This is a genomic window from Synergistaceae bacterium (assembly GCA_017450125.1).
Lineage (GTDB): Bacteria > Synergistota > Synergistia > Synergistales > Aminobacteriaceae > JAFUXM01.
In genome coordinates this window covers 1-26,385 of sequence record JAFSWZ010000039.1, presented here as the reverse complement: position 1 = coordinate 26,385, position 26,385 = coordinate 1, and the positions used below count along the sequence as shown (strand labels likewise).

Below are 26,385 nucleotides of genomic sequence, written 5' to 3'. Positions count from 1 at the left end.
CTAGAGTAACCCCTGCTCCTGCATCAATGCCTTGAGCTTCTGCCAGTGCGCGTCTTCCATCGGCGTTAAGGGAAGCCTGACGTAGTTCTTGCACCAGCCCATAGCCGCCATAGCCGCCTTCGCTGGAATCGGGTTGACCTCAGAGAACAGGGCATTGACGAGCGGAAGATACCTGCACTGCAACTCAGCCGCACCCTTAACGTCGCCCGCAAAGAACCGCTCGCAGATCTCCATTGTCTGCTTCGGCGCAACGTTCGACAGTACGGAAATCACTCCCTTGCCGCCCATCGAGAGGATAGGTACTATCTGGTCATCATTGCCAGAGTAGATGTCGAGCTTGTCGCCGACTAACTGCACTGTGTGCACAATCTTGCTGATGTTGGAATTCGCTTCCTTGATGCCCCGAATCATTGGATGGTCTGCTACCGCCGCATAAGTCTCCGGCTCAATGTTCACGCCCGTCCTGCTGGGCACGTTGTAGAGGATGATTGGCTTGTCCACTGCGTCGGCAATCTTCGTGAAGCTGGTGATAAGTCCCTTCTGGGTTGCTTTGTTGTAGTAGGGAGTGATGACGAGAAGGCCGTCTGCTCCTGCATCGCACGCAAACTTAGAGAGCTGTATTGCGTATGCTGTGTCGTTCGAGCCGGTTGCGGCGATGACCTTGCACCGTCCTGCTATGCGTTCGACCGCGAACTTCACCGCGTCCTTGTGCTCCTTGTCGTTGAGGGTCGAGCCTTCGCCCGTTGTCCCTGCGATGACGAGCGCGTTGATGCCCTGCTCGCACTGCCAGTCAATCACGCGTCCGAATGCGTCATAGTCGATGCCGTTCTCGTTGAGGGGGGTAATGAGTGCCGTAGCTACTCCCCTGAAAATGGGGCTGTCCGTCATGAATAATAACCTCCTGAATTTATATTCATACACAAAAAAGCCGCCCCTTGTCCTAGTCGTGAAAGAGCGGCCTTAATGTTCAGCAAAATCTTCTGTCCGTCATTCACCACAGAACAAGAGACAGTTACGCTTTATCTTGGAGCACGAAGACACTGCGCAAGAATAACGCATCAACTCTTCATCCTCCTCCGCAAAAATTTAGTGTGAATGCGTGAAATGATAGACGCGAAAATTTATCTTGTCAAATCCCCGCGTGATATAATTGCGACTGTTTCCAGTACAAAACTTTTAGGAGATGAATTAGCAGTGAAGAAGTTATGTGTTCTTCTGGTGCTGTGCAGTGTGTTTGCGGCAAGCTGTGCGTTCGGCGCGGACATCTGGGCAACAACAGACATGACCTGGTCAGAGTACTATGCGGGTGAGACCGGCGAAACATCTTCTGACCTCAAAGCAGAAGGCCTCGACGCGTTCAGCACCCCGACAACTCACGGGCTGGGAAGATTTCCTTTGGTGCTCGGAGTTTCCGGCGACAACGGAACGACCCTCAGCGGCATGAAGGCTGTGCAGGTGAGAATGAGTGAAGATGTGTACAATGCTTTGACCGACAAAACACGTTTCACGCTCAGCACATCGTCATTCAGAGAGTACAAGCCCGTGAACGCTGACGGCTCGTTCGGCGCAATGGTCGGCGAGAAGGTTACGGCGGGTGAAGCTGTCGTGTCGATGGCGACGGGCTCAAGCGCACGCTGGGGGCACTACGTCCTGAGCGTGAAGAGTGCTGACATTGACATCGGCACAACGGACACGAGCAAGGTTGCCGCGAACTACATGGGAGCACTGCTCGAGACCGCGAGCGGAAAGGTCTACGGCCTGCGTCATGACAACAACATCTGGAGCAACACCGACGTAGCTTTCTGCGTGAGCGCAAACTACACCGAGCCTCACGGGACAGGAGTCCAGAGGAGCTGGCAGTACACCTCAGACCTTGAGGGCGAGACCATCACCAAGATAACCTACCTCCTCAAGGACAAGCCCGACGTTGTGGTCAACACGAACCTTTACGTCAAGCCTCTGGGAAGCGCGGACATCGAGGCAGAGTCGTCGGACTACAAGAGAGATGCGACGGTCTCCGTGAAGTTCGTCGTGAAGGATGCGGAAGGCTACACGCTCTCGGGCCTCTCAACCGGGAGCGGCAGGAACAGCAAGGCCGTAACTGGTTACACCTACGAGGGCGGAGTACTGACCCTCACGAACCCAGCAGAAGGGAGCTACACTGCGACATTCACGAGCGAAGAATACGCTGATGTTGCGGCGACGTTCAAGGTGTCGTCATGGTACGCAACGACTGACATGACGTGGGCAGAGTTCTACGCGGGAGAAATCGGCGGGAAAGCGGCAGACATGGCAGAGGAATATGATGCTGTGAGCACAGCTACCACGCGTTTCGTGAGCAGGTTTCAGGGCTTTACGGCCAGAACTTCGGGAGACGGCACGGTCTTCGAAGGCGTGAAGGCAGTGCAGGTCCGAATGACCGACGCAGTGTATCAGACTCTCAGGAACGACAGCCGCTACACGTTCAGCGGAGATACCTTCGCCGAGTACAAGGACGTTGATGCAGACGGCACGTTCGGAAAGATGGTTACGCAGTCTCTGGATGTGAACGCAAAGCTGAGCGTTGACGTAGCTCTTGCCGGAGGGACTTCCAACGGACACGGCCACTACAGGCTGAACCTCTCTAACTTCAACTACGCGAGCCTTGATCTGGACATCGGAGCAAGCCTCGACAACTTCTTGGGGGCGACGCTCGAGACCAGCGACGGAGCAGTCTACGGCCTCAAGCCTCTGCATAACCTGTGGATAAGGGGCAACTTGGCCGAGCAGATAGGCTTCAGTATTGATGACTTCGAGGAAAAGAACGGAACTCACCTGTCGTTCAAGCACACTGAGGACATGCAGGGCAAAACCATCAAGAAGATAACCTACATGCTCAAGAACCAGCCTGACGCGGTGATAAGCTGTGATGTGTTCGTCAAGTATTTCTGCAAAGCAGTGGCTTCCCCCGACAAGGCAGAGGCAGAAGCTGGAGACACAGTCAGCTTCACGTTCCAGAACGTGCCTTCGGATGCGGGCTACACGGTCTCAGCGGTTACGCCTTCAGCGAAAGGTTCGTCGGCAGTCAGCTCTGAGCTCTATTCTTACTCTGACGGAAAATTGACGTTCAAGGCAGGCATCCCGGCCAATTCTTATGTTATAACGTTCTCCAGCAGCAACTACACGGACATCACTGCAGCGGTGTACGTTTCGGGCTGGCATTACGCGACGACGAACATGACCTACACGGAGTTCTTCACCGGCGAGATAGGGGAAGCCTCAGCGATCAGCCTCGACGCTGTGAGTTCGGCGACAACGGGCAAGGCCGCAAGGTTCGGCGTGCTGTCGTTCGACGTTGTATCGGAGGACGGGAAGAGCATCACGCGCATAGGCGGTCTGGCTGACGTTCACGTGAGGATGAACGAGGAGCTTTACGGGCTTCTGAGCAAGGACTCGCGCTACAAGGCCAGCAGTGAGGCCTTCAGCGAGTATAAGGAAGTCAGCGCAGACGGGACGTTCGGGAAAATGGTTACCGAGCTCGAGGAGGTTGCGAGTGCATCTGTCGCGCTCTCCAGCGGAGCATCAACAGTGTGGGGCAACTACTGGCTGAAGCTCTCGGGCGTTGACAGCATCGACGTTTCAGGGAAGTATCTCGGCGCAGTTCTCGAGACTTCGGACGGAAAGAAGTACGGCCTACAGCACCTCTACAACTTATTCTTCAAGAATGACGAGATGGCATTCTGCGTAACGGACTTCACGGAGCCTCACGGCAACCATCCTGCTTATGCACACACCAACGACTTGGCCGGAAAGACCATCACCGGCATAACCTACCTGCTCAAGGACGCGCCGGACAAGCACATCACGTGCAGTGTGAAAGTCCCTCTGTTCTCAGAAGCGACGGTTGGTGTCTCTGGAGACAAGGTAACCACAGGAACTGATGTAACAATCCCGCTGACGTTCACGGGTATTCCTGAAGGGGTATCGTATGATCTTGCTTCGTTTGTTTTTGTGAACGGGCGCAACCGTACACCGATAGCAGGCTATACGTACACAGGGAAGGCCTTGACGATCAGCGGGGATCTTGCCGGTGGAAATTATACGGCAATCTTCAAGATAGAGGGGTACAGCGATATAGCCCTGAACTTCTACGCGGAAGGTAATCACTACGCGACTACCGACATGACTTGGGCGGAGTTCTACGCAGGAGAGACCGGCAAGACTTCAGCTGACCTCTGGGTGGACGGTCTTGACGCAGTGAGTTCTCCGACAGCCAGAATCGCAAACAATTTCGCCCAGCTGGCGAGCGAGAGCAACGACATCGGCGGCAGGGACATCACGGGCGTAAAAGCTGTGCAGGTTCGCATGTCTGAGGCAGTGTATCAGGCACTAAGCGCGGACAAACGATACACGTGGAGCGTAGATGTTTTCGCTGAGTACAAGGACGCTGATTCAGCAGGTAAGTTCGGCAAGATGTTCACGGAAGAAAGGGAGTTCGACGACGCTGCAATAACCCTCTCGAGCGGAACAGCCAGCACGTGGGGGAACTACACGCTGAACATCACACATGCCAGCCTTGACACAATAGCCGCGCGCGAGAACTATCTGGGCGCACTCATCACGACTTCGGAGGGAAAGACTTACGGCCTCAGGCACAACAGCAACTTGTGGTTCACCGCAGGAACTGTCGCACTGACAATCAAGGAGTTCATCGAGCCTCACGGAATCTCGAGGGATTATGATTACACAGCAGACCTTGAGGGCAAGACCATCACTGAGATCAAGTACATGGTGAAGAATCTTCCTGACGTTGTGCTCAAGAGCAGCGTGTTGCTGAAGAAACAGGCAAGCGTTGATGTTTCGCCGGTGTACCCTGAGGGTTATCACGCACTCCTTCAAGGTGCGGGGCAGGCAGTAACGATGTCGTTCGATGTTCCTGCGGGAGCGGAGTACGATATAGTGTCAGTAACGCCGAACATCAGGCACGCGGACGCACTCAGCCCTGACCTCTACACTTACTCGAGCAGCGACAAGACTCTGACGTTCTCGCCGTATGTCGGAGCGGGAAGGTACAAAGCTGTGTTCGGGAACGAGACGTACATTGATGTGAGCACGTTCGTTGATGTCTTCACGACGGACGCAACAGACCTTATCGTCTCGACGGACAAGAACACTGCCGCCTTGAACTTCCTGCTTACTCCTCGCGGGGCAATGGACGCGGTTGATGCCGAGCTCGACAAGAACAACTTCATCAACGCAACGGACTGCACGTCGAGGGACATCAACAGGGCGGACGCATACGATGCGGGCGTTCAGGACTCCGGCTTCTCGTTCGACATAGTTCTTAACGGGGTATCAGCCGACTATAAGGGTATCGTAGGCTTCGGAAAGCAGTTCACCATGACGCGTACAACGCTTGGGACGGAGAATTACAACAGGGTCTTCACGGCGATAAACGCACTTCCTGTCGGAGAGAGCGGCTACCGTGAGATGCCGAACCTCTCGGATCTGAGCAGCAAGACAGGGCTAAAAGTTGTGGCGGTACAGGCTTACGGTGTGTCGCGCGATGTAACTGCTCTCACGGGGGCAGGCGCGATGATTGACGGAGAAGACATCATGCTGTTCTACGGAGTGATGGCGGCAGATGCGGCTTCGGGGGATGTTGAGGAAGGCGAGTACATGCTTTCACCTGAAGGCGAGACGCTGATAGCCGACGGAGTGAAGGACGGGCACATAAAGCTGGCGATGTACATTGCAGTTTCGGGTGTGTCATCATCACCGGATGTGAAGCCCGACAGCGGAGACAACTCTGTTCCCGACACCGACAGCGTAGATGTTACTGTTCCCGAAGTCGACAGCCGCGACACCTCCGCGCCGACTGTTGAGGCTGTGCCTGTGAGGCCTTCCCGTCCGACAGCGAACCTAGAGAGCGAAACAGTAACCGGGAATATAATCAGCCTTCTTCAGGCCATTGTGGGAGTTCTCACCGGCGACACGGAAGTCCTTGCGCTTCCCGAAAGTGCGTCAGGCGGCGACAGATCCTCCCTCAGCAGTGAGGAAGTTGCGGCCATCCCGGCAGGCGAGATACCGGCACTCGTTCTCCCCGTAATGCGCGTGGAGACCCCTGCAGTCTACGTCTGGGGAATTGACCTCACGAGCCTCGACGTGGGAGCAGTTATCGTACTGCACATGTTCCCCGAGAGCGACACTGGCACTGCGGAAGTCAGCGCGTCAGACGACAGCGGCGACGACGAGACCGGCACGTTCGTTGACGACGACGGAAACGAGGTCAAGACCGTTCCCGAGAGCAAGAAGGTCAACGCGGCGGCGTACATGGAGCCGGACAAGACCTACGCGCCCGTCATTACCACGAGCACAGCAGAGCCTTCATCCATCGGAAGCCCCGGCGGCGGCTGTGATGCGGGACTCTCCGTCGCAGGAGCAGCAGTCCTCGCGTTCTTCATCAAGCGCAAGAGATAACATCAACACGCAGAACTGACACGGCGGGCTTCTCCTGAAATTATGGGGGGAAGCTCGCTGTTTATGTGCGATAATTGCATCATCTCAATGTATCGTTAGGAGGAAATATTTATCGCTTATGCTTCAGACTATTAACCCCTTCCTTGTCGCAGGAATGCTGTTCTTCCTGTCCCTCGTTGCCGGAGCACTCTCCGAGAAGATAAAAGTCCCTGCCCTTATCCTCTTTCTCGGGATCGGTATGCTCGCTGGTGTTGACGGTCCGGGCGGCCTCAACTTCTCCGATGCCGTCGCCGCAAACAACGTCGGAACGTTCGCGCTGGCATTTATCCTGTTCTCCGGCGGCTTCCAGACACAGTGGAGCGACGTTAAGCCCATCGTTACGCAGGGAGTTGTGCTCTCGACTCTCGGAGTGTTCCTCACTGCTGTAGCTATGGCTGTGCCTCTGGCTATGCTCCCGCAGTTCGACTACAAGGACGCGTTCCTTCTCGGCGCAATAATCTCCTCAACAGACGCGGCGGCAGTCTTCTCGATCCTACGCACGCAGAAGGTCGGCGTTAAGGGAGCGTTGAAGCCCCTGCTTGAGTTCGAGAGCGGCAGCAATGACCCTATGGCAGTCTTCCTCACTCTCACGGCAATAACCTGGCTGAAGACTCCTGACGTGCCGGTTACGGAACTCGCTGTGAAGTTCGTTGTTCAGATGGCGGCAGGCGGAGCTATGGGCTTCGTGATGGGGAAGTTCGCGTGCTACGCAATCCAGCGTCTCAGGGTTACGAATGAGGCACTCTATCCCGTGTGGGGAATCTCCATCGTCATGGCAACCTTCGGACTTACCGAGACGGTCTACGGCAACGGATACTTGGCCGTGTACGTGTGCGGCATCGTAATGGGAGGCGGAGACTTCCTCTACAAGTACAGCCTGCAGAGATTCCACGAAGGCTTTGCGTGGCTGATGCAGATAATAATGTTCCTCGTGCTGGGACTGCTCGTTACACCGCGTGAAGTCTTCGACGTTGAGGTGATAAGTTTCGGGCTTCTGGTGTCGTTCTGCCTGATGTTCATTGCCCGTCCTATAGCCGTATTCATCGGGACAATCTTCAGCCGCTTCAACTGGCGGGAAAAACTCTTCGTGAGCTGGACGGGACTAAGAGGAGCAGTGCCCATAATCCTCGCAACTTACCCGCTCACTGAGGGACATCCTCAGGCAAAGTACATGTTCAACCTGATATTCTTCGTCGTCCTCACATCAGTGATGATTCAGGGCAAGACCCTCGCTGGTGCTGCAAAGCTCCTCCGCCTTGATGCCGCAGTACGCGAGGCCAAGAGCTGGACGCTGAACTTCGACATCACGCCGAGTTCTGGCGATGACGTTACGCGCGAGGTAGACCTTCTGCCCGATGCGGCGGTGATCGGCACGGCGGTGAAGGATCTGCGTTTTCCCGACGGAGTAACTATCCTGCTCATCAACAGAGGAGATAAGTACCTCATCCCTAAGGGCTGGACGGTGCTCGAGAAGGACGACACGCTGTTACTGTTCGGAGACAGGGCGAAGCTCACGGACATAGAGGCAAAACTTGCTGTGCGGGCGGAAAATCCCAGTTGATTTTTGCCCCCAATGCGCTAATATTCAGTAATACCCGTAAAGGAGAACTTACACATGAATACTGACAGACTGCGCGAATTTGTCAAAGACTTGTTCACGCTCCGTACAGTGTGGATTGACAGAGGGGCAGGGAAGTGGACCGTCAAGAAGCGGCTTCATCCTCTGCTTCGCGGAGTGTTCTGCACTGCCGGAGTTGTGCTGTGTGCCACTGTTTACGCCGGGCTGAACATGCCTCATGCCGTCGAAGCCGAGCCCCAGCCCGTGATGGTTACCGCCTCGCTCCCTGAACCCGAGAGCCTTCCTCTTCCTGCGCCGGAAGAACCTCCTGCCCCTCCCGTTCAGCAGGAACAGCAGCACATAATCATTCCGCTCGCGATGACGAAGAACACGATAGTTCTGCCCTCAGAATCTAATCCCCACACCGACAGGATAATAGTGGAAACTCTGCCTGCTCCTGTCTCTGTGTCTCTTCAGCCGAACAACGGCAGGTACAGCATTGTCATCAACAAGTCAGAGTACACCTTAACGCTCTACAGGGGCAATGAACCCGTGAAAACGTACAGCGTTGCCGTCGGCAGAAACAAGGGCGACAAGCAGAAGAGGGGCGACAACAGGACACCCGTCGGGGACTTCAAGATAGTGTCGATCGAGAACGCATCCGGCTGGTCTCACGACTTCCGCGACGGCAAAGGCAAGATCGCAGGAGCTTACGGCCCGTGGTTTCTGAGGCTCGACGCTAAGGGCTGGAAGGGCATAGGCATTCACGGAACGCACGACCCCGACAGCAGGGGCACGAACGCCACAGAAGGATGCATCCGCCTCAGCAACGAGGACATAGCGGAGCTGAAGCAGTACGCGTACCGCAACATGCCGGTAACGATAAGGGAGAATTAATCATGCTGAAATGCGGAATTGTAGGACTGCCGTTGTCAGGAAAATCTACTGTCTTCAACGTAATCACCAGAGCCGGAGCAGAGGTTAAGCCTTACGCATCCGGCAAGACAGAGCCGAACCGTGCGCTCGTGAACGTTCCTGATGCACGTTTTGACCGCCTCGTGGAGATCTTCAAGCCCAGAAGCGAGAAGCCCGCTGATGTCGAGTTCGTGGACTTGGCCGGATTGTCGCGCGATGCAGGGAAGGGAGCGGGGCTGGGCAACTCGTTCCTGTCGTTCGTTGCCGAGAGCGAGGCACTGCTTCACGTCGTGAGGGTCTTCAAGAATGCTTCAGTGCCACACCCTGAGAACAGCATTGACCCTCTGCGGGACTGGCACATAGTAGAAGCGGAGTTAATTTACCGTGATTTAGGGGTAATCAGCAACAGGCTTGCACGTCTAGACGAGAAGAAGGCCAAGAAGAAGCTGACACCTCAGGAGGCGCAGGAGCTCGAGCTTCTGAAGGAGTTAGAGGCTCACCTTCTGGACGAGAAGCCTCTTCGTGAGTTCGAGCTCACTGATGAGCAGAAGCGCGCACTCTCAGGGTTTGCGTTCCTGACGCTGAAGCCTGAACTTGTCGTGCTGAACCTCGACGACACTCAGACGGGGGATGTCCCGGAGCTTGCCCCTCTTGAGGCGGAGATGTCCGCTAAGGGCTTGAAGTCGGTAAAAGTCTACGGAGCTACTGAGATGGAGCTTGAGCAACTTGACCCGGAAGACCGCGCGGAGTTCATGAAGGACTTGTCCATCACAGAGCCGGGCAGGGACAGGCTGATTCACGAGGCGTACAAGCTGCTGGGGCTGATTTCGTTCTTCACGTCAGGCAGCGACGAGGTCAGAGCATGGACGTTGCGTGAGGGGAGCAGTGCTGTAGATGCCGCAGGAACAATACACAGCGACCTTGCGCGAGGCTTCATCAGGGCGCAGGTTGTGGCGTACGAGGACTTTATCGCGAACAACGCATCAATTGCGCAGTGCCGGGACAAGGGAGTTCTGAGGCTCGAGGGCAAAGAGTACATAGTCAAGGACGGCGACATGATAGAGATCCGCTTCAACGTGTAAGAGTAGAAGAAGCCCCCTGCCGACATTCAGGGGGCAGGTTTTCTACACGATATACTTTCTCAGTACGGGGATTTGATTCAAGACCGCAGATATTCCGAACGCAACCACAAACGTTGCTGAAGCAATTACAGGCACTGAAACTCTCGTGTCGAACAACAAAAGGTTAAGCCCCAGCTTCCTTAGAAGATGTATCACAGCTTCATGTGCAAGGTACGCACCGAAACTGTATTTAGCCAGCATCCTGAAGAAATCCCTGACCTTTTCATTAGCTGGGCAGTGCTCCTTGAAAAGCACAAAGATTGCCGTCGCTTGGAATAACACGCTGAGCCCAGAGCCGATAGGGTATTTGGTGTACAGCGAGTCATTCTGCAGAGAGTATCTGCTGTATAGGAATGTCCCCAAGAAGCCCAGCACACCAAGAACGTAAACCATACGCTCCGCGTTACGGGACAGCTTGATTCTGCTCATGACGTACCCGAACACGAAATAGCCGACATGTGTGGAGAATATGGACAGATGAAAATTATCAGCAAGTTTTTTGGCGGCTTCATCATAATACTCTGAAATCGGAGACACGAGGCGCAGGATTTGCGGCACAACGAACACTGCAATGAAGCTCAGCACAAGAAAATATCTCGTCAGGAACTGTGAGTCTGCTACTTTCTTCAAGAATGGAACCAGCATGTACATTGTCATTATCATCGGCAGAAACCACATATGATAATGCCCTGTCATTATGTTGGGGATGATTTCGGCTGATGCTCCTGTCTCCCTATAGACTGCAAGCGCGTATACTGCTGACCACGACAAATACGCCGTGAATATCCTCAGTATGTATTTGCCGTAAATTTTCCTGACTGGAATATCTCGGCTGAGGAACAGTGAACCGCTTATCATCAGGAACATAGGAACTGCCCACCTTACTGTACTGCCGTAAAACCTGAAGACTTCCTGCGATACGCTGCTTGTGTAATTTCTGCTTGAGGCGTGAAGCAACATTACTGCAAAAGCTGCCAGCACCCGCAAAAAGTCAAAATAGCAGGCTCTCTGCTCTCTGCTCTCTGCTCATTATTATATGCTCCTTCCTAAAAAATCAAGGGTTATATGAGTTATTTTACGGTGCGTTGACGAAAATTTACAGTCCCAAGTTGAACAGGTTGTCGATAAGCTGTTCCTTGAACTGGTCAGTAGTACTCTCCTCCTCGACGCTCTTATCACCTTTGCCCGTCGGAATCCTAAGCCTCATCTTGAACTGTGTGTCGTCCCTCTGCTTCTCTTCGTCCCTGTTGAGGATGTCTATCGGCAGGAAGTCCTCTATCGGCTTCGTTATCTTCAGGTTCAGCAGGCGCAGGTTCTGCCACGAGTTAGCGAGCGTGAATGACACATTCTGGAAGTCCCTCCGCTTCAGGCCAAGAACACGCCCCGCCGCATCCTTGAGGACGTTGCGCGCAACACCGCCAGTAACGTACTGGAACACTCCCTTCATCGCGCCCAAGAACTGGTCGAGAATCTTAAGGTCAAATCTTCCGTCGCAAACAAGGTTCAAGCCCTTTCCCGGAACTCCAAGCGAACCGTTGAGGTCAACATACCTGTAGAGCGGCTCATCATTGCCTGCGCGCGCGCGTGTGCCTGGATTCAGGAAGACATCCGTTCCGTTCCAGAAGAATGAACCGCTGATGTTCTCGAAACTTATGCGCTTCGTCGGAGTAACTTTGTCGAGAAATGCCATCTTGTGAAAATATCCCGGCGTTGTCGAAAATTTCCCGCTCGCAAAACTCGTGTTCATCATGCCCTGCTGTCCCTTCATGCTGACCTGTGCGTCGACGCTCCCTACAAGTTCTCCCTCAGGCAGAAACTTATTCGCCAGCTTCCCGAAGTCCAGGTGCATGACCTTCACGCTGCCCTTCCACGAAGATTTCGCGATGTCGTACTCAAAGCCCGTGTCTATCGTCCCGTCGCTGAGCTTCGCACCCGCCTTTCTGAGTTCTACTCTGTTCGTAGAGGGGCTGTAAGTTACAGGAAGGGTTATGTCCGTAACGTCTATCTTGTCCACGAGCTGAAGTCTCGGGATCCGCGCGTCTACGCGTACGTCCGCACCCGGCTTCGTGCTCCCCTTGACGTTGACGGTGAGTTTGCCCTTCGCGATTCCGGCCATGTCAGGCATCTGCGTCTGTATCGCCTTGTCGATGTCCAGAGGCTTCGTGCCAACCTGATACGTCCACACTCCGCCGCTGTTCCGAAGGTCAGTCTCTGCGTCAGCACGGAACTCACCGACTCTTGCTCCGGCGTTCACAACAAAGTGATTGTTTTCGGGAGACCTCAGCCTTACCGTTATGTCGTCAATCTCCGTGCTCCCGTAAATCACCGGCGACTTCAGCTGAACGTCAAGCGCAGGCTGTCCCAGAGTTCCGCGAAGTGCCACGTCTCCCCTTATCATTCCTGTTACCGGCGCGCTCCCCATTGCTTGGGTCAGAATCTTCTTCAGGTTAAGCCGTCCGACTTTGGCCTGAACGTTCACCGCACTCTTCATGATGTCCCGCTGGTTGATGGTCAGGTCTCCGTTGCCGATAATGTTTGCGCCGTTGATGTCAGCTTCGAGCCTCTTCACGACAACCTTCCTCGTGTCCCCCTGAACCTCGAGAACTCCACCCTTAACGTCAGCCAGCTCACCTGCTTTGACGTTCGCGGCTCTGAGGACTGCACTTACTGAGGCACGGTCAAGAGGTCCTTTGACGTTCACGCTGCCCCAGACTTTCCCGGAGACCGGCATGTCCGCTGTCTGCAGCTTCAGGCGGGTCATGAGCTCGGCCAGGTCGATGCCCTGCGTTGAGGCCGACAAGTTAAGCACAGGGTTGGCGGTGTTCTTGACGTTCGCAGTGCCCTTGAGCGAGACAGTCCCGCCGGGAAGTGCTGCCCTTGCCGACGGAATGTTCAGCGTACCGTTCGCGAAGGACAACGGAACGTCCACATTGCCGAATCTTCTGCCCTGATAGCCTAGATTGCGGGCTTTGAGGTCTGCGGTTGCCTTTATGCCGTTGATGTTGTTGTAGTTGCCTGACCCGCTGGCTGTGAGGCTCAACGTCCCCGACAAGTCAGGCACGAAAGCTCCCGGCTCTACGTTCTGGGCATTGGCGTTAAAGCTGAATGCTCCTGAATTGACGTTTGCAGTCCCTCCGAGCGTAACTCTGCCCTTCGGGAGACTGATTACTGCGCCGTTGATTCTCGCTGTGCTGTCAGCAAACGTGAACGGGACATCCACGTTACCGAATCTTCTGCCCTGATAACCCAAGTTTCGCCCCTTGAGGTCTGCGGTCGCGCGGATTGTGGGTATCTTCGTGTAGTTGCCTGACGCGTTCGCAGTGAGGTTGAACGTCCCCGCAACATCCTTCACGAAATAACGGGGTTCTACGTTCTGTGCGTCTGCATTGAGGCTGAAAGTGTTTCTGAGCAGGTCAGCTGTCCCGTCAAGGGTTATTCTGCCTTTCGGGAGGGTGATTGCCGCGTCGCTGATTGATACCTTGCCGTCCGACACATCTACAGGAATGTTCACCGTCCCGACGCTGTAAGTCTGGTAGCCTACGTTCCGTGCCTTGAGGTCTGCTTCTGCCTTGATGCTCTTGATGTCCGTGTAGTCCCCCGAACCCTGCGCGGTCAAAGTGTACGTGCCCTTAACGTCCCGCAGCATCGGAATGGCTCGCGGCTCTATGTTCTGTGCGTCCGTCCTGAAGCTGAAACGGTTAGTGCTGAGGTTCGCGCTCCCTGAAGCAGTGAGCCTTCCTTTGCCGAGATTCATCGACAAGCCTTCGAGCTCCGCGATGCCCCTGCTGTTGCTGTAGAACGCTTCCGCAAGAAGATTCGTGAGCGTTACTCCCTCAGCACCGAGACGGTCTGAAGTCAGCTTCGCAGTTACGTCGAGTGATTCCGTGAGAACTGCTCGGGCGGTGATTTTGCCTTCGGGACGTTTAACGCTCTTGGCCAGAGCCGGAAAAGTCCTTACCGCCGTCGGGATGTCCAGATTCACGATTGAGAGGACTGCGTTCGGTTTGATGCTGCTATCAGAAGCTGTCTGTGCTTCTGCGCGGGCAAATAACTTTCCGCCGAAAATTTCTCCATTGGCGTTGAGGCGCGGAAAACCTCCGGGAGTGAGCGTCAGCTGTCCGGCCAAGCTCCGCAGAATCCTTACTCCTGCCGCCGTAATCTGCGGAATGTCCGCCTTAACGTCCGCACTCGTTCTTCCGAGAATGTCCCCCGACAGCACCGCGTCAACGTCGAATTTCACGCTTCCTCCCTCGCCCTCGAGGCCTGCTTCCGGCGCAAAGATACGGCCTATCTCGTTCAGCGAGATGTTCAACGCTTCTCCATTCGCCTTAACCCTGAGAGTGTTGATGTCCGTCTCCGAGTCCAGCTTCACGCTTGCGGCTCTGGTGTTGAGTGCAGCATTGTCCAGCGTGAGGACTCCTGCACCATCCCACGCGAAAGGTACTCGCAGATTCAGCGGAACGTCCATCACTTCGGCGCGCGGCATCGACACGACACCGTTTGCCTTCAGCCTTCCGTCCTCGCTGACTGCAGAGAATCTCCCGTCAAGCCTTCCCGATGCAGTAACCGGCAGAGGCGGCGCGAACCTCATGAACTCATCAAGAGATAACGCCGTCAATGACAGGTAAGCCTTCAACGGTTCGAGACAGCCAGCGAATTTCCCCGTGCCCTTGCGTCCAATGAACAGATCCGACGAGATTACCTCGAGGGGCTCAAAGTTTATCCGTGCGTCTGCTTTGAGGGGTAATGTGTTGTCGTTCGAGGTTACGTCTGCGGCGAAAGAGAAAATGCCTTCGGGCGTGAGAGTGATTGCGTCGAGGGACAATGCAGCGTACGGCGTGCCGAAATTCACGTCGCTCACCGAGAGGCTGAAAGGGTTAAGGTGAAACGCGGAGGATTCTTCGTCTTCCTCGTCATCGTCTTCTGCGTCTTCGTCCTCTTCATCTTTTTCGAACAATCCCGCAACTGTCATCACCTTGTCGAGGTCAGAACTTACACCCCTGACGTTAAGGCTCTTGATGTAGGGCAGTCCGTCTCCTCCTGCAAGAACCATGTCCCAGTCCGGGCTCACTGATGCGTAGCCGAGCGTGAACATCTCCTCGTCCCCAGACGACAGCACAAGGCCTTCCAGCGTGAAGCCCTCGCGTACTGAACCGTTTACGCTGTCCACAGTCAGCGTCATGGGAGCAAGGAAGTAGCTGCCTGCCCTCTCAGCCAGAGGCTTGACGAGCCACGAGCCCGTGTCGAACCAGAAGAGCGCGGCAGTAACAGCAATGAGCACGATACAGAGATATATCACATACTTTATGAGTGAGCCTATGATGCGCACAGTAATATTCACATCCTGAAAAAATTTCGTTAATTATATTCTAAAATGTGGTATAAATTTACGTTGCCAAAAATCAAATTTATGTATGGGGGTAATTACGATTTCACCTGTGAGAAAGTCAGTGCCCGCTGATACATCGGAGGACACTAGGCAGAGGAAAGCATCCGGCTCGTCCAAGACCAAGACCACCACGAAGACAACTAAGAAGACGGCTTCAGCATCGGCAAAGACAACCAAGAAGACAGCATCCGCAAAGACGGCCGGGACTAAGAAAGCATCAGCCACAAAGAAGACACCCGCAAAACCCAGAAAGGTTATCAGCACATCATCAGAGGACAGCGGCAAGATCTTGGTGATTGTGGAGTCGCCGTCGAAAGCCGCAACTTTGTCGGGAATGCTGGGGAAAGGCTACATCGTCAGGTCAAGCAAGGGGCACATGAAGGACTTGCCCAAGAGCAGGCTAGCCATCGACATAGAGCACGACTTTGCGCCTGAATACATCCTCGTGAAGGGCAAAGCCGCCCTCAAGAACGAGCTGCTGAAGCTGGCGGCAGGAGCATCACGCGTTCTCTTGGCCTCCGACCCTGATCGCGAAGGCGAGGCGATAGCGTGGCACTTGGCCGACATTCTAGGAGTGGACTTGTCGCAGAAGTGCCGAGTGAGGTTCTACGAGATTACGGCAAACGCAGTCCGAACCGCCGTGAAGAATCCTGACTACATCGACATGAACAAGGTCGACGCACAGCAGGCACGGCGAGTCCTTGACCGTCTCGTCGGCTACACGTTGAGCCCTCTGCTGTGGAAGAAGATACGTTACGGGCTTTCTGCCGGACGCGTACAGTCTGTGGCGTTGAATCTCATCTGCCAGCGCGAACGCGAAATACAAGCCTTTGTGCCAGACCCGTACTACATAATCACAGCCCGAGCAGAGAACGGCGGCCGTGTTTACGAGCTCCGAGCCTACAAGCTGGACGGCAAAACTCTCATGAAGAACAATCTTCCGCTCGGAATAAACACTAAGGAGAAGGCAGAGGAGATTATTGCGGAGATAAGGGCGAGCGAACTTGTTGTTACGGAGTTCAAGAGCAAGGACAGCCCGCACTCAGCACCTGCGCCGTTCAGGACGAGCACGTTACAGCAGGAAGCCAGCCGGAGGCTCAGCATGGCACCCGCCCGCACGATGAGGGTAGCGCAAGAGCTCTACGAGGGAGTGAACGTTCCGGGCAGAGGGAACATCGGGCTGATAACTTACATGCGCACGGACAGCCTCAGAATCTCGAACGAAGCACTAGACATGTGCAGGCAGTTCATCGCGGGAACGTACCCGCCCGCATACCTCCCCAAAGCTCCGAACGTCTACACAACATCCAGCAAGAACATGAAGGTTCAGGACGCTCACGAAGCCATAAGGCCGACGGACATTGCCCTTACTCCCGAGAGCCTTGAAGGCGCGCTCACTCCCGAACAGCACAAACTGTACTCGCTGATATGGCGGAGGTTCACGGCGAGCCAGATGACTCCGGCAGTTACGGCCAAGTCAACGGTAAAGGCACAGGCCGGGCGCGTAACCCTAAAGCAGGAAGGCGAAACGCTTGTGTTCGACGGATGGAGCAGGTTGTGGCCTCTTGACCTTAAGGGCAGCGAAGTAACGAAGATTGACGCGGGCGAGATGCTGGAACTTGCTGATGTTCAGAGCGAGAAGAAGGCAACGAAGCCGCCGTCGAGGTACTCAGAGGCCGGCCTGATTAAGACGCTCGAGGAGAACGGTGTCGGCCGTCCGTCAACATACGCGACGATAGCGGGGACGCTGGACTCGCGCGGCTACATCGAGAAGAACGAGGAGCGCAGGTTTTGTCCCACTCCTCTTGGAATGACGGTAGATGAGTTCCTCGCGCAGTACTTCAACCGTAAAGACTTGTCGTCGATCGTTGACGCGGGATTCACGGCGCAGATGGAGAAGGAACTTGACGAGGTAGAAGATGCCTCGCGCAGGTGGCTTGACGTTGTCGGTGAGTTCTGGGGGGAGTTCAGCAACACACTGAACGAGGCGGAAGATGCTCCCCGCGTGCCGATACCCGAGCCTGAGCCCATAGGTGAAGCGTGTCCTGAATGCGGGCATGACCTCGTGAAGAAGCGCGGACGTTTCGGGGAATTTATCGCGTGCTCGAACTATCCTGCGTGCAAGTACACGAGGCCGATTCTGTCGACGATCGGGGTGAAGTGCCCGAAGTGCGGAGAAGGAGAGATTGTGAGGCGCAAGAGCAAGAAGGGGCGGACGTTCTACGGGTGTTCGCGGTATCCTGAGTGCGATTATGTTGCGTGGAACAGGCCTGCGGGGGAAAAGTGCCCGGAGTGCGGAGAGGACTTGTACAGGCGGGGAAGCAGTGTATTCTGTGCAACGTGCAAGTACAAGGCGGCGGCTGACTCTGCGGATGAATAAACTTAAATGATGCAGGAGGTTTCAACGTTTAGGCTTCCTGCATCTACTTTTTGCTGTAAGGAATATCCAGCCTGTCCAGAATCTTCACGAAGTCTTCAAGAGAACTGCTGTTGCCCCGAAGTATCAGGTACTCAATCCCTCTAGCCTCGAGCTGTGCGCAGTTCTGCTCGCCCAGCGTGTCAGCTATAAATATGTCGCTGTCCCTTGCTATTGTCGCATCCGCACTCTCAGGGTTGCCTTTACCCATCAGTTTGACTTCAACACGGTAGATTTTTCCTGCCCTGCTGATGAGCTTATAGTCTGTCTCTCGGTCGTAGGCTCTCTTCTTGTCTCTGGTGAACGGCCTGTTGTCTATGTTCTCAGCAGGAACTCCAGCCCTCCTGCACAACTCATCAACTAGCGGCTTCTCTACCTTTTTACCGATTGCACTCCATGCCCCTCCGCGTATCTGCAGTTTCTTCGTAGCGAGGGCGTTAATCACTATCAGGCTCTCCGTCAGCGAGAGATTAACCGTTATATCTTTATGGCTTATGCTGATTGTTATCGCTATGTCATTGTCTGAGTCGTTCTCAAGCTCTGTGAGCATTGAGCGCAGGTACTCGAAATTGTCATTTGCGGCCTCAAGAATAATCTTCCGCGTCGCACGGCCGTGAATGGTCGAAGAAGCTAGAGTTGATTGCGTTCACTACTTCATCACGGTAATCACAGCCCGATAGTAATTTGCTGACAGTGCTTCGGATTATTCCTTCCTCGAACGTCATAATATCCTTCCGCCTCGCTATCTATAATCTCTGCGTAATCTTCATTCATCTCGCACAGGACAGGCAGCCTCCCCATTCTCCTTGCGACACGCCCGAATGTCCCCGACCCCGCAAACGGGTCAAGCACAGCATCACCTTCAAACGAATAGTACCGCAGAATCCTCCTGCACAGTTCTTCCGGAAAAACAGCCGGATGATTCTTGTCGTATTTCGGCGCAATGTACCAGCAGTTGGACGTGTCTATCTCTTCTTCGTCGTGCCTGTCGTATTCGCCGTATGCCTTCATGTTGCGGTCAAGCAGAAACGGGCAGTTCTTGCGGTAAATCATTATGCTTTCGGTTATGCAGTTGGGCTTGTAGGAAAGAGGCTTGCGGGTCTGCTTGTAGCCGCTTATCCTGTCCGGGACTGACGGCTCGGGCTTTATCCAGATAATCTCGTCGATGAAGTAATATCCTGACTCGCTAAGCACCCTGTGAAAGTCGTAGTGTATAGGGTATCTTATGCTCTCGAACTCGCGTCCCGGCCTCTTCGTGATGACTGGGGAAACGTTCACAATCATGAACCTCCCGGCCTCAAGCACACGGCTGCACTCGGAAAACACCCTGCCCATTTTTGCGAGATAGTCAGCGTACGAAGAATAGTCCGAGTATTCCCGAGCGTTGTAATACGGCGGAGAAGTGAATACCAACTGCACCGACTCACCGGGAAGCTGGCTTAATGTCTGCTCGCAGTCCCCGACAAGAAGGATCGGGCTGGTGATTCCTGTGCGGGGCTGTAATTTCTCCCTGCCCTGCCGGAACATGTAATAGCTGTCCATCTTGTCTATGACCTCATTATGATAAGTCTCTATGATTCTACGGCGGAGATGTGAAAATCTCTCGTCCTCCCTGCTCTTGTACAGGCAGGTTCTGAACATCTGGTAGATTAATTCCATCGGGTTATCTTTCTTGAAGGCCTCGCGTGATATGAAGTCATATATTCTGCTGTTATCGGTGTGCCGTCCGATTGATGAAACAGCTTCACGCCGGATGTCAATATCAGTACTGCTCCCAAAAATCTCAAGCAGAAGCGAGAAACTTTCAGAAGTACGTTCTTTGCCGATAGCTTTGACTTGTTCAACGGAGTACATGATAATATTCACCGCAAAAAATTTTAGCACAGGGATAAATTCATGACGGACATAAAGATAATCGGTGCAGGCCTCGCCGGAAGTGAAGCCGCATACCAGCTAGCACAGAGAGGCTTCAACGTCTCGCTGTACGAGATGCGCCCCTCGCTCCTGACTCCCGCGCACAAAACAGGCGGACTCGCGGAAATAGTGTGCAGCAACTCTCTAGGCTCGGAGAACAAAGACGGCAGAATCTCCGCCGCAGGCATCCTCAAAGAAGAACTCTCACTCCTCGACTCGCTGATACTCTCCTGCGCACAAGAATCACGCGTCCCAGCAGGAGGAGCGTTAGCCGTTGATCGCGAAAAGTTCTCCGCACTCGTAACCGAACGCATAACCTCTCACCCGAACATTACGCTTATCCGCGAGGAAGTCAGGGACATTCCCGACACACCGGCGATAATCGCTTCCGGGCCTCTGACCTCTGACGCGCTCGCCGGGAAACTCCGGGACATTGCGGGAGAACGCATATACTTCTATGACGCAGTCGCGCCGGTGGTCATGCGGGACTCTATCGACATGTCGCGGGTGTTCGTGTCGGGACGTTACGGACGAGGGGACGACTACATCAACTGCCCCTTTTCGCGCGACGAGTACAATGCATTCTATGACGCATTAATCACTGCAGAGAGAAACCTTCCTCACGACTTCGAGAAGGGCAAGTACTTTGAAGGCTGTATGCCCGTCGAAGCAATTGCCGACAGAGGGAGAGACACCCTGCGTTTCGGACCGATGAAGCCTCGCGGCCTCGTTGACCCAAGAACAGGGCACGAACCCTACGCGGCAGTTCAGCTCCGGCAGGACAACGCAGAAGGTACGCTCTATAACCTCGTGGGCTTCCAGACCGGCCTGAAGTGGGGAGAACAGAAGCGCGTATTTTCCATGATACCCGGCCTCGAACACGCAGAGTTTGTACGTCTGGGCGTAATGCACCGCAACACCAGCGTGAACGCTCCGGCAGTCCTAGACGAATGGTTACGGCTGAAGGGCAGGGACAACGTGTTTCTTGCGGGACAGATTACGGGTGTTGAAGGGTACATGGAGAGCACCGCAATGGGGCTCGTTGCGGGGATAAACATTGCGTGCGGGTTGCCGTCTTGGCCGCGCGAAACAGCAATCGGCTCGCTACTGCACTACCTCATGACTACAGACCCCAAGCACTTCCAGCCCATGAATATCAATCTTGGCCTGTTCCCGGAAATCACACTGCGTGGCAAGAAGGAACGCGCGCAATTCCACAGGGACAGAGCGATTAACGCAATGAAGGAGTTTCTGGAGAAATTATGATTTACGTTGTAGGCACAGGGCCGGGAGGAACTGACGAGATTACCCCCCGCGCAATGAACATCCTGAAATCGTGTGATGCTGTCGTCGGCTACTCGCGATATATCGAGCTCCTTAAGGAAGAGCTGAAGGAGAAAATAATTTATGTTTCAGGGATGAGGCAGGAAGTAGACAGGTGCACGATGGCTCTGAAGCTGGCGCAGGATTACGGGAAGACTGTTGCGGTAATCTCGAGCGGAGACGCAGGAGTCTACGGCATGGCTGGCCTCATGATGGAGGTTGCGCAGGGCAGCGGTCAGGAGGTTGTCGTCATTCCCGGCATAACGGCGGCTAACTCTGCGGCGGCAATTCTCGGTGCTCCGCTGATGAACGACTATGTTACCATCAGCCTGAGCGACATAATGACCGGCTGGGGAACAATCGAGAAGAGGCTTGTTGCCGCGTGTATAGGGGATTTCGTGATCTGCATCTACAACCCCGCCAGCAGGCACAGACCCGAACACTTCAAGCGTGCATGTGAGATTCTTCTCCGGCACAAACCGCCCGAGACTCCCGCAGGGTACGTTAGGAACATCGGACGTGAAGGAGAGACGCACGAAGTTACGACGCTCGGAGAAATCATGACGCGTGAAATCGATATGCTCTGCACCGTCATAATCGGCAACTCACAGAGCTGTATAGTTGATGGAAAGATTATCACTCCGCGCGGCTACAATGCATGATACAATACGCTTGCGGGTAGTTCAGACGGCTGCCGTGTCTTCATGATGCGGAGGAAAGTCCGGGCTTCACAGGGCAGGATGCCAGCTAATTACTGGCCGGAGCAATTCGAGGGAAAGCGCAACAGAAAATATACAGCCGCAAAACGGCAATGGTGAAATGGTGTCGGCAAGAGCGCACCAGATATGATGCAAATCATATGCTTTGCAAGCCCCATCCGAAGCAAGGTCTAATAGGGAGGATTTGTAGGCGGCCCGCTGACCTCCGGGTATGACCGCTGGAGGCATTCCGCGAGGAGTGTCCAAGATAAATGGCCGTCTCTCACACAGAACCCGGCTTACGGACTGCCCGCATTATTTCTTAACGCACAAAGGATATTCACGAATTTGGAGACAATACGATTTTACGACTGGCAGCTACGGGCATTCAACCACATCAAGAATCACAGCGCAGTATTATCCGCCCCGACAGGTTCAGGCAAGACATTAGTTGCCTATCTGTGGGCAGGAATCCTCAGGCGCGACAGCACAATTAACCCCAACAACGACGCAGAACGCATAATCTTCACCGCCCCCATCAAAGCCCTCAGCAACGAACGCTATTTAGACCTGCGCAGAATGGGGCTTGATGTCGGCCTCGAAACAGGAGACTTCAAGCGCAACGAGGGAGCAGGAATAATCTGCTGTACTCAGGAAATTTACACGATGAAATACGCGCGCATTCCCGGCCAGAAACTTATCATTGACGAGTTCCACTACATATTCAGCGATTCGGACAGGGCACGGACATACATTGACGGCATAAGGAACACAGACTCAGAAACAGAAATACTCGTAATGTCGGCGACGCTCGGGAGCATCAAAAGCGTGGGCAAGTACTTATCCGGCATCTGCCAGCGCGAGTTCGTGCTTCATGCGGCCAAGAAACGCGTAACAGAACTAATCTTCCAGCCCAACGACCCGGTGAAGCTGTGGGAGATTCACGATTCGCTGGTGTTTCTGTTCTCACAGCGTGGAGTGATGGACATTGCGGGACAGATAGCGGCGACGAGAAAGAGAATCCCTCCGCAGGACGTTAAGCGCATCAACGAACTTGCGGCAATCCTCGAGGTGAAAAATGTTGCGTCGTTCCTGCTTAAGGGTGTTGGAACTTATCACGGAAGTATGCTGCCGAAGGAGAAGCTGTTAGTGGAGTCTGCGTTCAGAGAGAGGCTGCTTGATGTTGTGTGCGGGACTTCTGCGCTGTCGCTGGGCGTGAACCTTCCTGCACAGTCGGTAATCTTTGCCCAGCTCGTGAACTACTACAACTACAAGCCGATAACGCACGGAGAGTTCATGCAGATGTCCGGGCGTGCAGGGAGGAAGGGGCTCTTTGACCCGGGATATGTTACGTGGCTGAAGGACTCGGAGTTCGAGTGCGAGCACTACAGCACGGGAAAAATCTTCCGCAAGCTGATGGACGCGAAACTTGAACAGCCCGTGATAAAGCTCAGCCCGTCATTCGGAAGGTTATTGCGGAGGCAGATTCTGATTGAGGACGAGGCAGAATACATTGCGGAATACTCTATGCCGTCGCTGAGGGCAGATGATGTTCTGCGGAGGCTCAATGCTGACATGAAGAAGATAGACCGCGAGGCACGTAGGATAGCGCGCGGGGGAAGCCGAAAGACGTTCATGAAGATTCTTGCTGAGATATGGTATGACGAGATGGAGGTAGAGGAGAACTTGGAGATGGCGCGGCTGTTCCTAGATGAACCGATGCCGAGCGCGCTGATGGCCGCGAAGCTGATAATACAGTACGAGAGGAATTACCTGCAGTCATTGCTGAAGATAAAGCGTTTTGCGAACCAGCTTCCTAGAAGCCGGAGGTTCAGGCTGATGGACGAGCTGAACAGGACGGTAGACAGCATAGACCCGACGATATACGGTTTTGAGGAGAAGCTGGGGGAGATTGAGGCGGGGAGATAACAATGTGATATAATCTTCAAAAATCACGAAGAAAGAGGTAGACAAACGTGCTTGATGCCGCTATAATCGACAAGGCAACACGACAAGGCAACACGACAAGGCAACCTTCACGATTCTGCAAGGCCATATGAAGACTTCGACACAGACAAACTCACACCAATATACGACATAGTAGCTCCTCATTCCATCATGAAGAAGACGGAGCGTTATTTCCTCAACGGGATAATACGCGCTCTGAGGCCTCGTAAACTTTTGGAGGCCGGAATAGCAGCAGGAGGCGGGAGCGCAATAATCCTCAACGCAATTTCCGACATTGACGGAGCAGAGCTGTATTCCGTCGATTACCTCGAGGAATCTATCACCAGCACGGAGAAGCATTCAGGTTTTCTCGTGGAGGAGAAGTTTCCTGAGTTTCTGGACAAGTGGCATGTCTTCAGAGGAGGTGATGTCTCGCACTTCATAGAGGAGATCGGCGGAGACATTGACCTGTTCATGCTGGACACTGTCCACACGCACCCGTGGGAGACGCTGAACTTCTTGTGCGTCCTGCCGTTCATGAAGGATGACTCGTGGGTTGTCCTGCACGATATTTCCCTGTTTGCACAAGAACGTTACCGCTACAACTTGGCCTGCCGCTACCTGTTCTCGAGCGTTGTGTCGGAAGATAAGGTTGTTCCTGCTCCCGACGCGGAGGACAAGATTCTGCCGAACATCGGAGCGTTCAGGGTGTCCGAGCTTACGAGAAGGTTTGCCGGCAACCTGTTTGAGGCTCTGGTGATCCCGTGGAACATGCAGCTGCTGGAGAAAGATCTTGCGGACATCTCGAAGGTCATCGAGAGGCACTATCCCGCAGAGCAGTACGAGTTCTTCTGCAGGATTCTGGAGTTCCAGCACTATCTGTTCACGCACCCGCAAAGCATGAAGTCAGCACTCTACGGCAGCGTCAAGCAGAGGCTGAGCCCCAAGACGTTCAGCTTCCTGAACAGGATCAGGCGCAAGCTAAAGCTGTAAATACATGAGATTGCTATAATCACGCATCACGCCGTAACTGTGCACGGTGTAGAATCTCTCTATAAACTCAGTAACGGAGGAATACACATGAAATTCACGAAGATGCACGGCTGCGGAAATGACTACGTCTACGTCAACTGCTTTCCCGGCTTCGAGACCGTCGACAACCCCGAGAAGCTCTCGCCCATCGTCTCCGACCGACACAAGGGCATCGGTGCGGACGGCATCATCCTGATTCTCCCTACGGACAAAGCAGACGCGTTCATGCAGCTCTACAACTCCGACGGGAGCTCTGACACAATGTGCGGCAACGGAATCCGCTGCGTGGCCAAGTACGTCTACGATCACGGTCTCGTCCCGCCGGACAGGCGCACCCTCCTCATCGACACTCCCGTCGGAATGCACGAGATAAACATAACCGTTGAGGACGGCAAGGTCTCGTCAGCAACCGTAGACATGGGCATCGGCCGCGCAACAACCAGCATACCGCAGGACATCACGGTTCACGGGGTGAAGCTGAAGTACATCGGCATCAACGTCGGCAACGACCACGCAGTCTACTTCCTCGACGAGAACCCTGCGATAGCCGACATTCACACTTGGACGGACAGCAAGTTTGCGTCAGAAGGCGACTACTTCGAGCGGCACGAGAATTTCCCGAACAGAATCAACAGCGAGTTCATCGAGGTAGTCTCGAGGCGTGAAATCAACATGCGCGTGTACGAGAGGGGAAGCGGCGAGACGATGGCCTGCGGAACGGGCTCTACTGCGAGTGCATTTGCTGGGGTTGTGTCTGGAAGACTGGACAGGAACTGCGGAATAACCGTGCACCTTAGGGGCGGGGACTTGGTGATTCGCGTCGACGACGAGGACAGGTGCTTCATGACGGGGCCTGCTGTCGAGGTCTTCAACGGAGAATATTAAGCAGTAAGAAGCCCCCCTGCTATGTAACAGGAGGGCTTTGCGCTTGTGGTGCTGTTATTGTCTACAGGTAAATTCCGCGAAGCTCGACAATATCCGTTACCCTCTTGATGGCAGCGATATATGCCGAACGCCTCATCGTCGTCTTGTGGTTCACTGCGTAGTCCCAGACCTTGTCGAAGTTCTCGGTCATGAGAGTTACAAGCCTTCTGTTGTAGACCTCTTCGCTCCAGCGGAAGCCCTGAAGGTTCTGCGCCCACTCGTAGTATGACCCGATAACGCCGCCTGCGTTCGCAAGGAAGTCCGGCACTACGATTACGCCCTTGTCGTTGAGAATCTGCTCTGCCTCTGGTGTTGTGGGGCTGTTCGCGCCCTCGAAGACGTACTTTGCCTTGAGCTTGCCTGCCGTGTCCTGATTAAGCACGCCCTGTGCCGCCGCAGGAACGAATATATCACAGTCCAGACCGATAATGTCTTCTCCCGGAATCTTCTCGCAGCCTTCCTTCTCAAAGCCCGTGAGCTTCCTTCCGCGCTGGCCGGGGTTGGTGTTCATGTACTCAAACGCCTTCTCGATGTTGATGCCGTCCGGGTTGTAGTATGCGCCGGTCGTGTCGCTGATGGCTACGATCTTCACGCCTGCTTCGTTCATTATCTTGGCCGCGTAGCTTCCGACGTTGCCGAAGCCCTGAACC

Annotated in this window: 16 protein-coding genes and 1 other RNA gene; 11 read left to right on the top strand and 6 right to left on the bottom strand. The window is 54.4% G+C overall.

Features of this window, described 5'->3' with window-relative positions:
• Positions 1–888 carry a 4-hydroxy-tetrahydrodipicolinate synthase gene (locus IJT02_09015; GenBank protein MBQ7545064.1) on the bottom strand — a complete coding sequence of 296 codons (888 nt, stop codon included), beginning with the start codon at positions 886–888 and terminating at the stop codon, positions 1–3.
• A gap of 306 nt (positions 889–1,194) precedes the next feature.
• On the opposite strand from IJT02_09015, the gene IJT02_09010 reads away from it, so the two are divergent.
• From IJT02_09010 to ychF, 4 genes are all read left to right on the top strand, one after another.
• Positions 1,195–6,459 carry a hypothetical protein gene (locus tag IJT02_09010; GenBank protein ID MBQ7545063.1) on the top strand — a complete coding sequence of 1,755 codons (5,265 nt, stop codon included), beginning with the start codon at positions 1,195–1,197 and terminating at the stop codon, positions 6,457–6,459.
• Between the two features lie 118 nt (positions 6,460–6,577).
• On the top strand, positions 6,578–8,059 hold the full coding sequence (locus IJT02_09005; GenBank protein MBQ7545062.1) for a potassium/proton antiporter: 1,482 nt from the start codon (positions 6,578–6,580) through the stop codon (positions 8,057–8,059).
• A gap of 54 nt (positions 8,060–8,113) precedes the next feature.
• Positions 8,114–8,953: a L,D-transpeptidase gene (locus IJT02_09000; protein MBQ7545061.1), complete on the top strand. Its 840-nt coding sequence runs from the start codon at positions 8,114–8,116 to the stop codon at positions 8,951–8,953.
• A 2-nt stretch (positions 8,954–8,955) separates the two neighbouring features.
• Positions 8,956–10,053 (top strand): redox-regulated ATPase YchF, encoded by a 1,098-nt coding sequence (gene ychF / locus IJT02_08995; GenBank protein ID MBQ7545060.1) that lies wholly within the window; start codon positions 8,956–8,958, stop codon positions 10,051–10,053.
• Between the two features lie 42 nt (positions 10,054–10,095).
• Here the strand turns inward: ychF and IJT02_08990 are convergent, their stop codons facing one another.
• Positions 10,096–11,073: an acyltransferase family protein gene (locus IJT02_08990; GenBank protein MBQ7545059.1), complete on the bottom strand. Its 978-nt coding sequence runs from the start codon at positions 11,071–11,073 to the stop codon at positions 10,096–10,098.
• A 115-nt stretch (positions 11,074–11,188) separates the two neighbouring features.
• The gene (locus IJT02_08985; GenBank protein ID MBQ7545058.1) at positions 11,189–15,421 is read right to left on the bottom strand and encodes a hypothetical protein; all 4,233 of its coding nucleotides are present in this window, start codon (positions 15,419–15,421) and stop codon (positions 11,189–11,191) included.
• 85 nt (positions 15,422–15,506) lie between these two features.
• Here IJT02_08985 and topA point away from each other — a divergent pair, with 85 nt between their 5' ends.
• A complete protein-coding gene (topA, locus tag IJT02_08980) occupies positions 15,507–17,861 on the top strand; it encodes a type I DNA topoisomerase (protein ID MBQ7545057.1) in 2,355 nt (784 codons plus the stop codon).
• A 43-nt stretch (positions 17,862–17,904) separates the two neighbouring features.
• Here topA and IJT02_08975 read toward each other — a convergent pair whose 3' ends face one another.
• Both IJT02_08975 and IJT02_08970 read right to left on the bottom strand, forming a co-directional pair.
• Positions 17,905–18,516 (bottom strand): CfrBI family restriction endonuclease, encoded by a 612-nt coding sequence (locus IJT02_08975; protein ID MBQ7545056.1) that lies wholly within the window; start codon positions 18,514–18,516, stop codon positions 17,905–17,907.
• 47 nt (positions 18,517–18,563) lie between these two features.
• A complete protein-coding gene (locus IJT02_08970; GenBank protein ID MBQ7545055.1) occupies positions 18,564–19,751 on the bottom strand; it encodes a site-specific DNA-methyltransferase in 1,188 nt (395 codons plus the stop codon).
• 42 nt (positions 19,752–19,793) lie between these two features.
• On the opposite strand from IJT02_08970, the gene trmFO reads away from it, so the two are divergent.
• The 6 genes from trmFO to IJT02_08940 all read left to right on the top strand — a co-directional run bounded on the left by trmFO (position 19,794) and on the right by IJT02_08940 (position 25,696).
• Positions 19,794–21,077, top strand: coding sequence for a methylenetetrahydrofolate--tRNA-(uracil(54)-C(5))-methyltransferase (FADH(2)-oxidizing) TrmFO (gene trmFO / locus IJT02_08965; protein MBQ7545054.1), 1,284 nt, complete (start codon positions 19,794–19,796; stop codon positions 21,075–21,077).
• Entirely contained in the window at positions 21,074–21,796 is a 723-nt protein-coding gene (gene cobJ / locus IJT02_08960; GenBank protein ID MBQ7545053.1) for a precorrin-3B C(17)-methyltransferase, read from the top strand. The genes trmFO and cobJ overlap by 4 nt, the downstream gene beginning before the upstream one ends.
• A gap of 13 nt (positions 21,797–21,809) precedes the next feature.
• An RNA gene (gene rnpB / locus IJT02_08955) (RNase P RNA component class A) lies at positions 21,810–22,149 on the top strand.
• Positions 22,150–22,180: 31 nt separating this feature from the next.
• Complete coding sequence (locus IJT02_08950; GenBank protein MBQ7545052.1) at positions 22,181–23,761, top strand: DEAD/DEAH box helicase; 1,581 nt, start codon at positions 22,181–22,183, stop codon at positions 23,759–23,761.
• Between the two features lie 189 nt (positions 23,762–23,950).
• A complete protein-coding gene (locus IJT02_08945) occupies positions 23,951–24,772 on the top strand; it encodes a class I SAM-dependent methyltransferase (GenBank protein ID MBQ7545051.1) in 822 nt (273 codons plus the stop codon).
• A gap of 87 nt (positions 24,773–24,859) precedes the next feature.
• A complete protein-coding gene (locus IJT02_08940; GenBank protein MBQ7545050.1) occupies positions 24,860–25,696 on the top strand; it encodes a diaminopimelate epimerase in 837 nt (278 codons plus the stop codon).
• A 61-nt stretch (positions 25,697–25,757) separates the two neighbouring features.
• Here IJT02_08940 and IJT02_08935 read toward each other — a convergent pair.
• Positions 25,758–26,385, bottom strand: a 628-nt coding sequence (locus IJT02_08935) for a glutamate dehydrogenase (protein ID MBQ7545049.1), incomplete at its 5' end; no start/stop codon positions are given.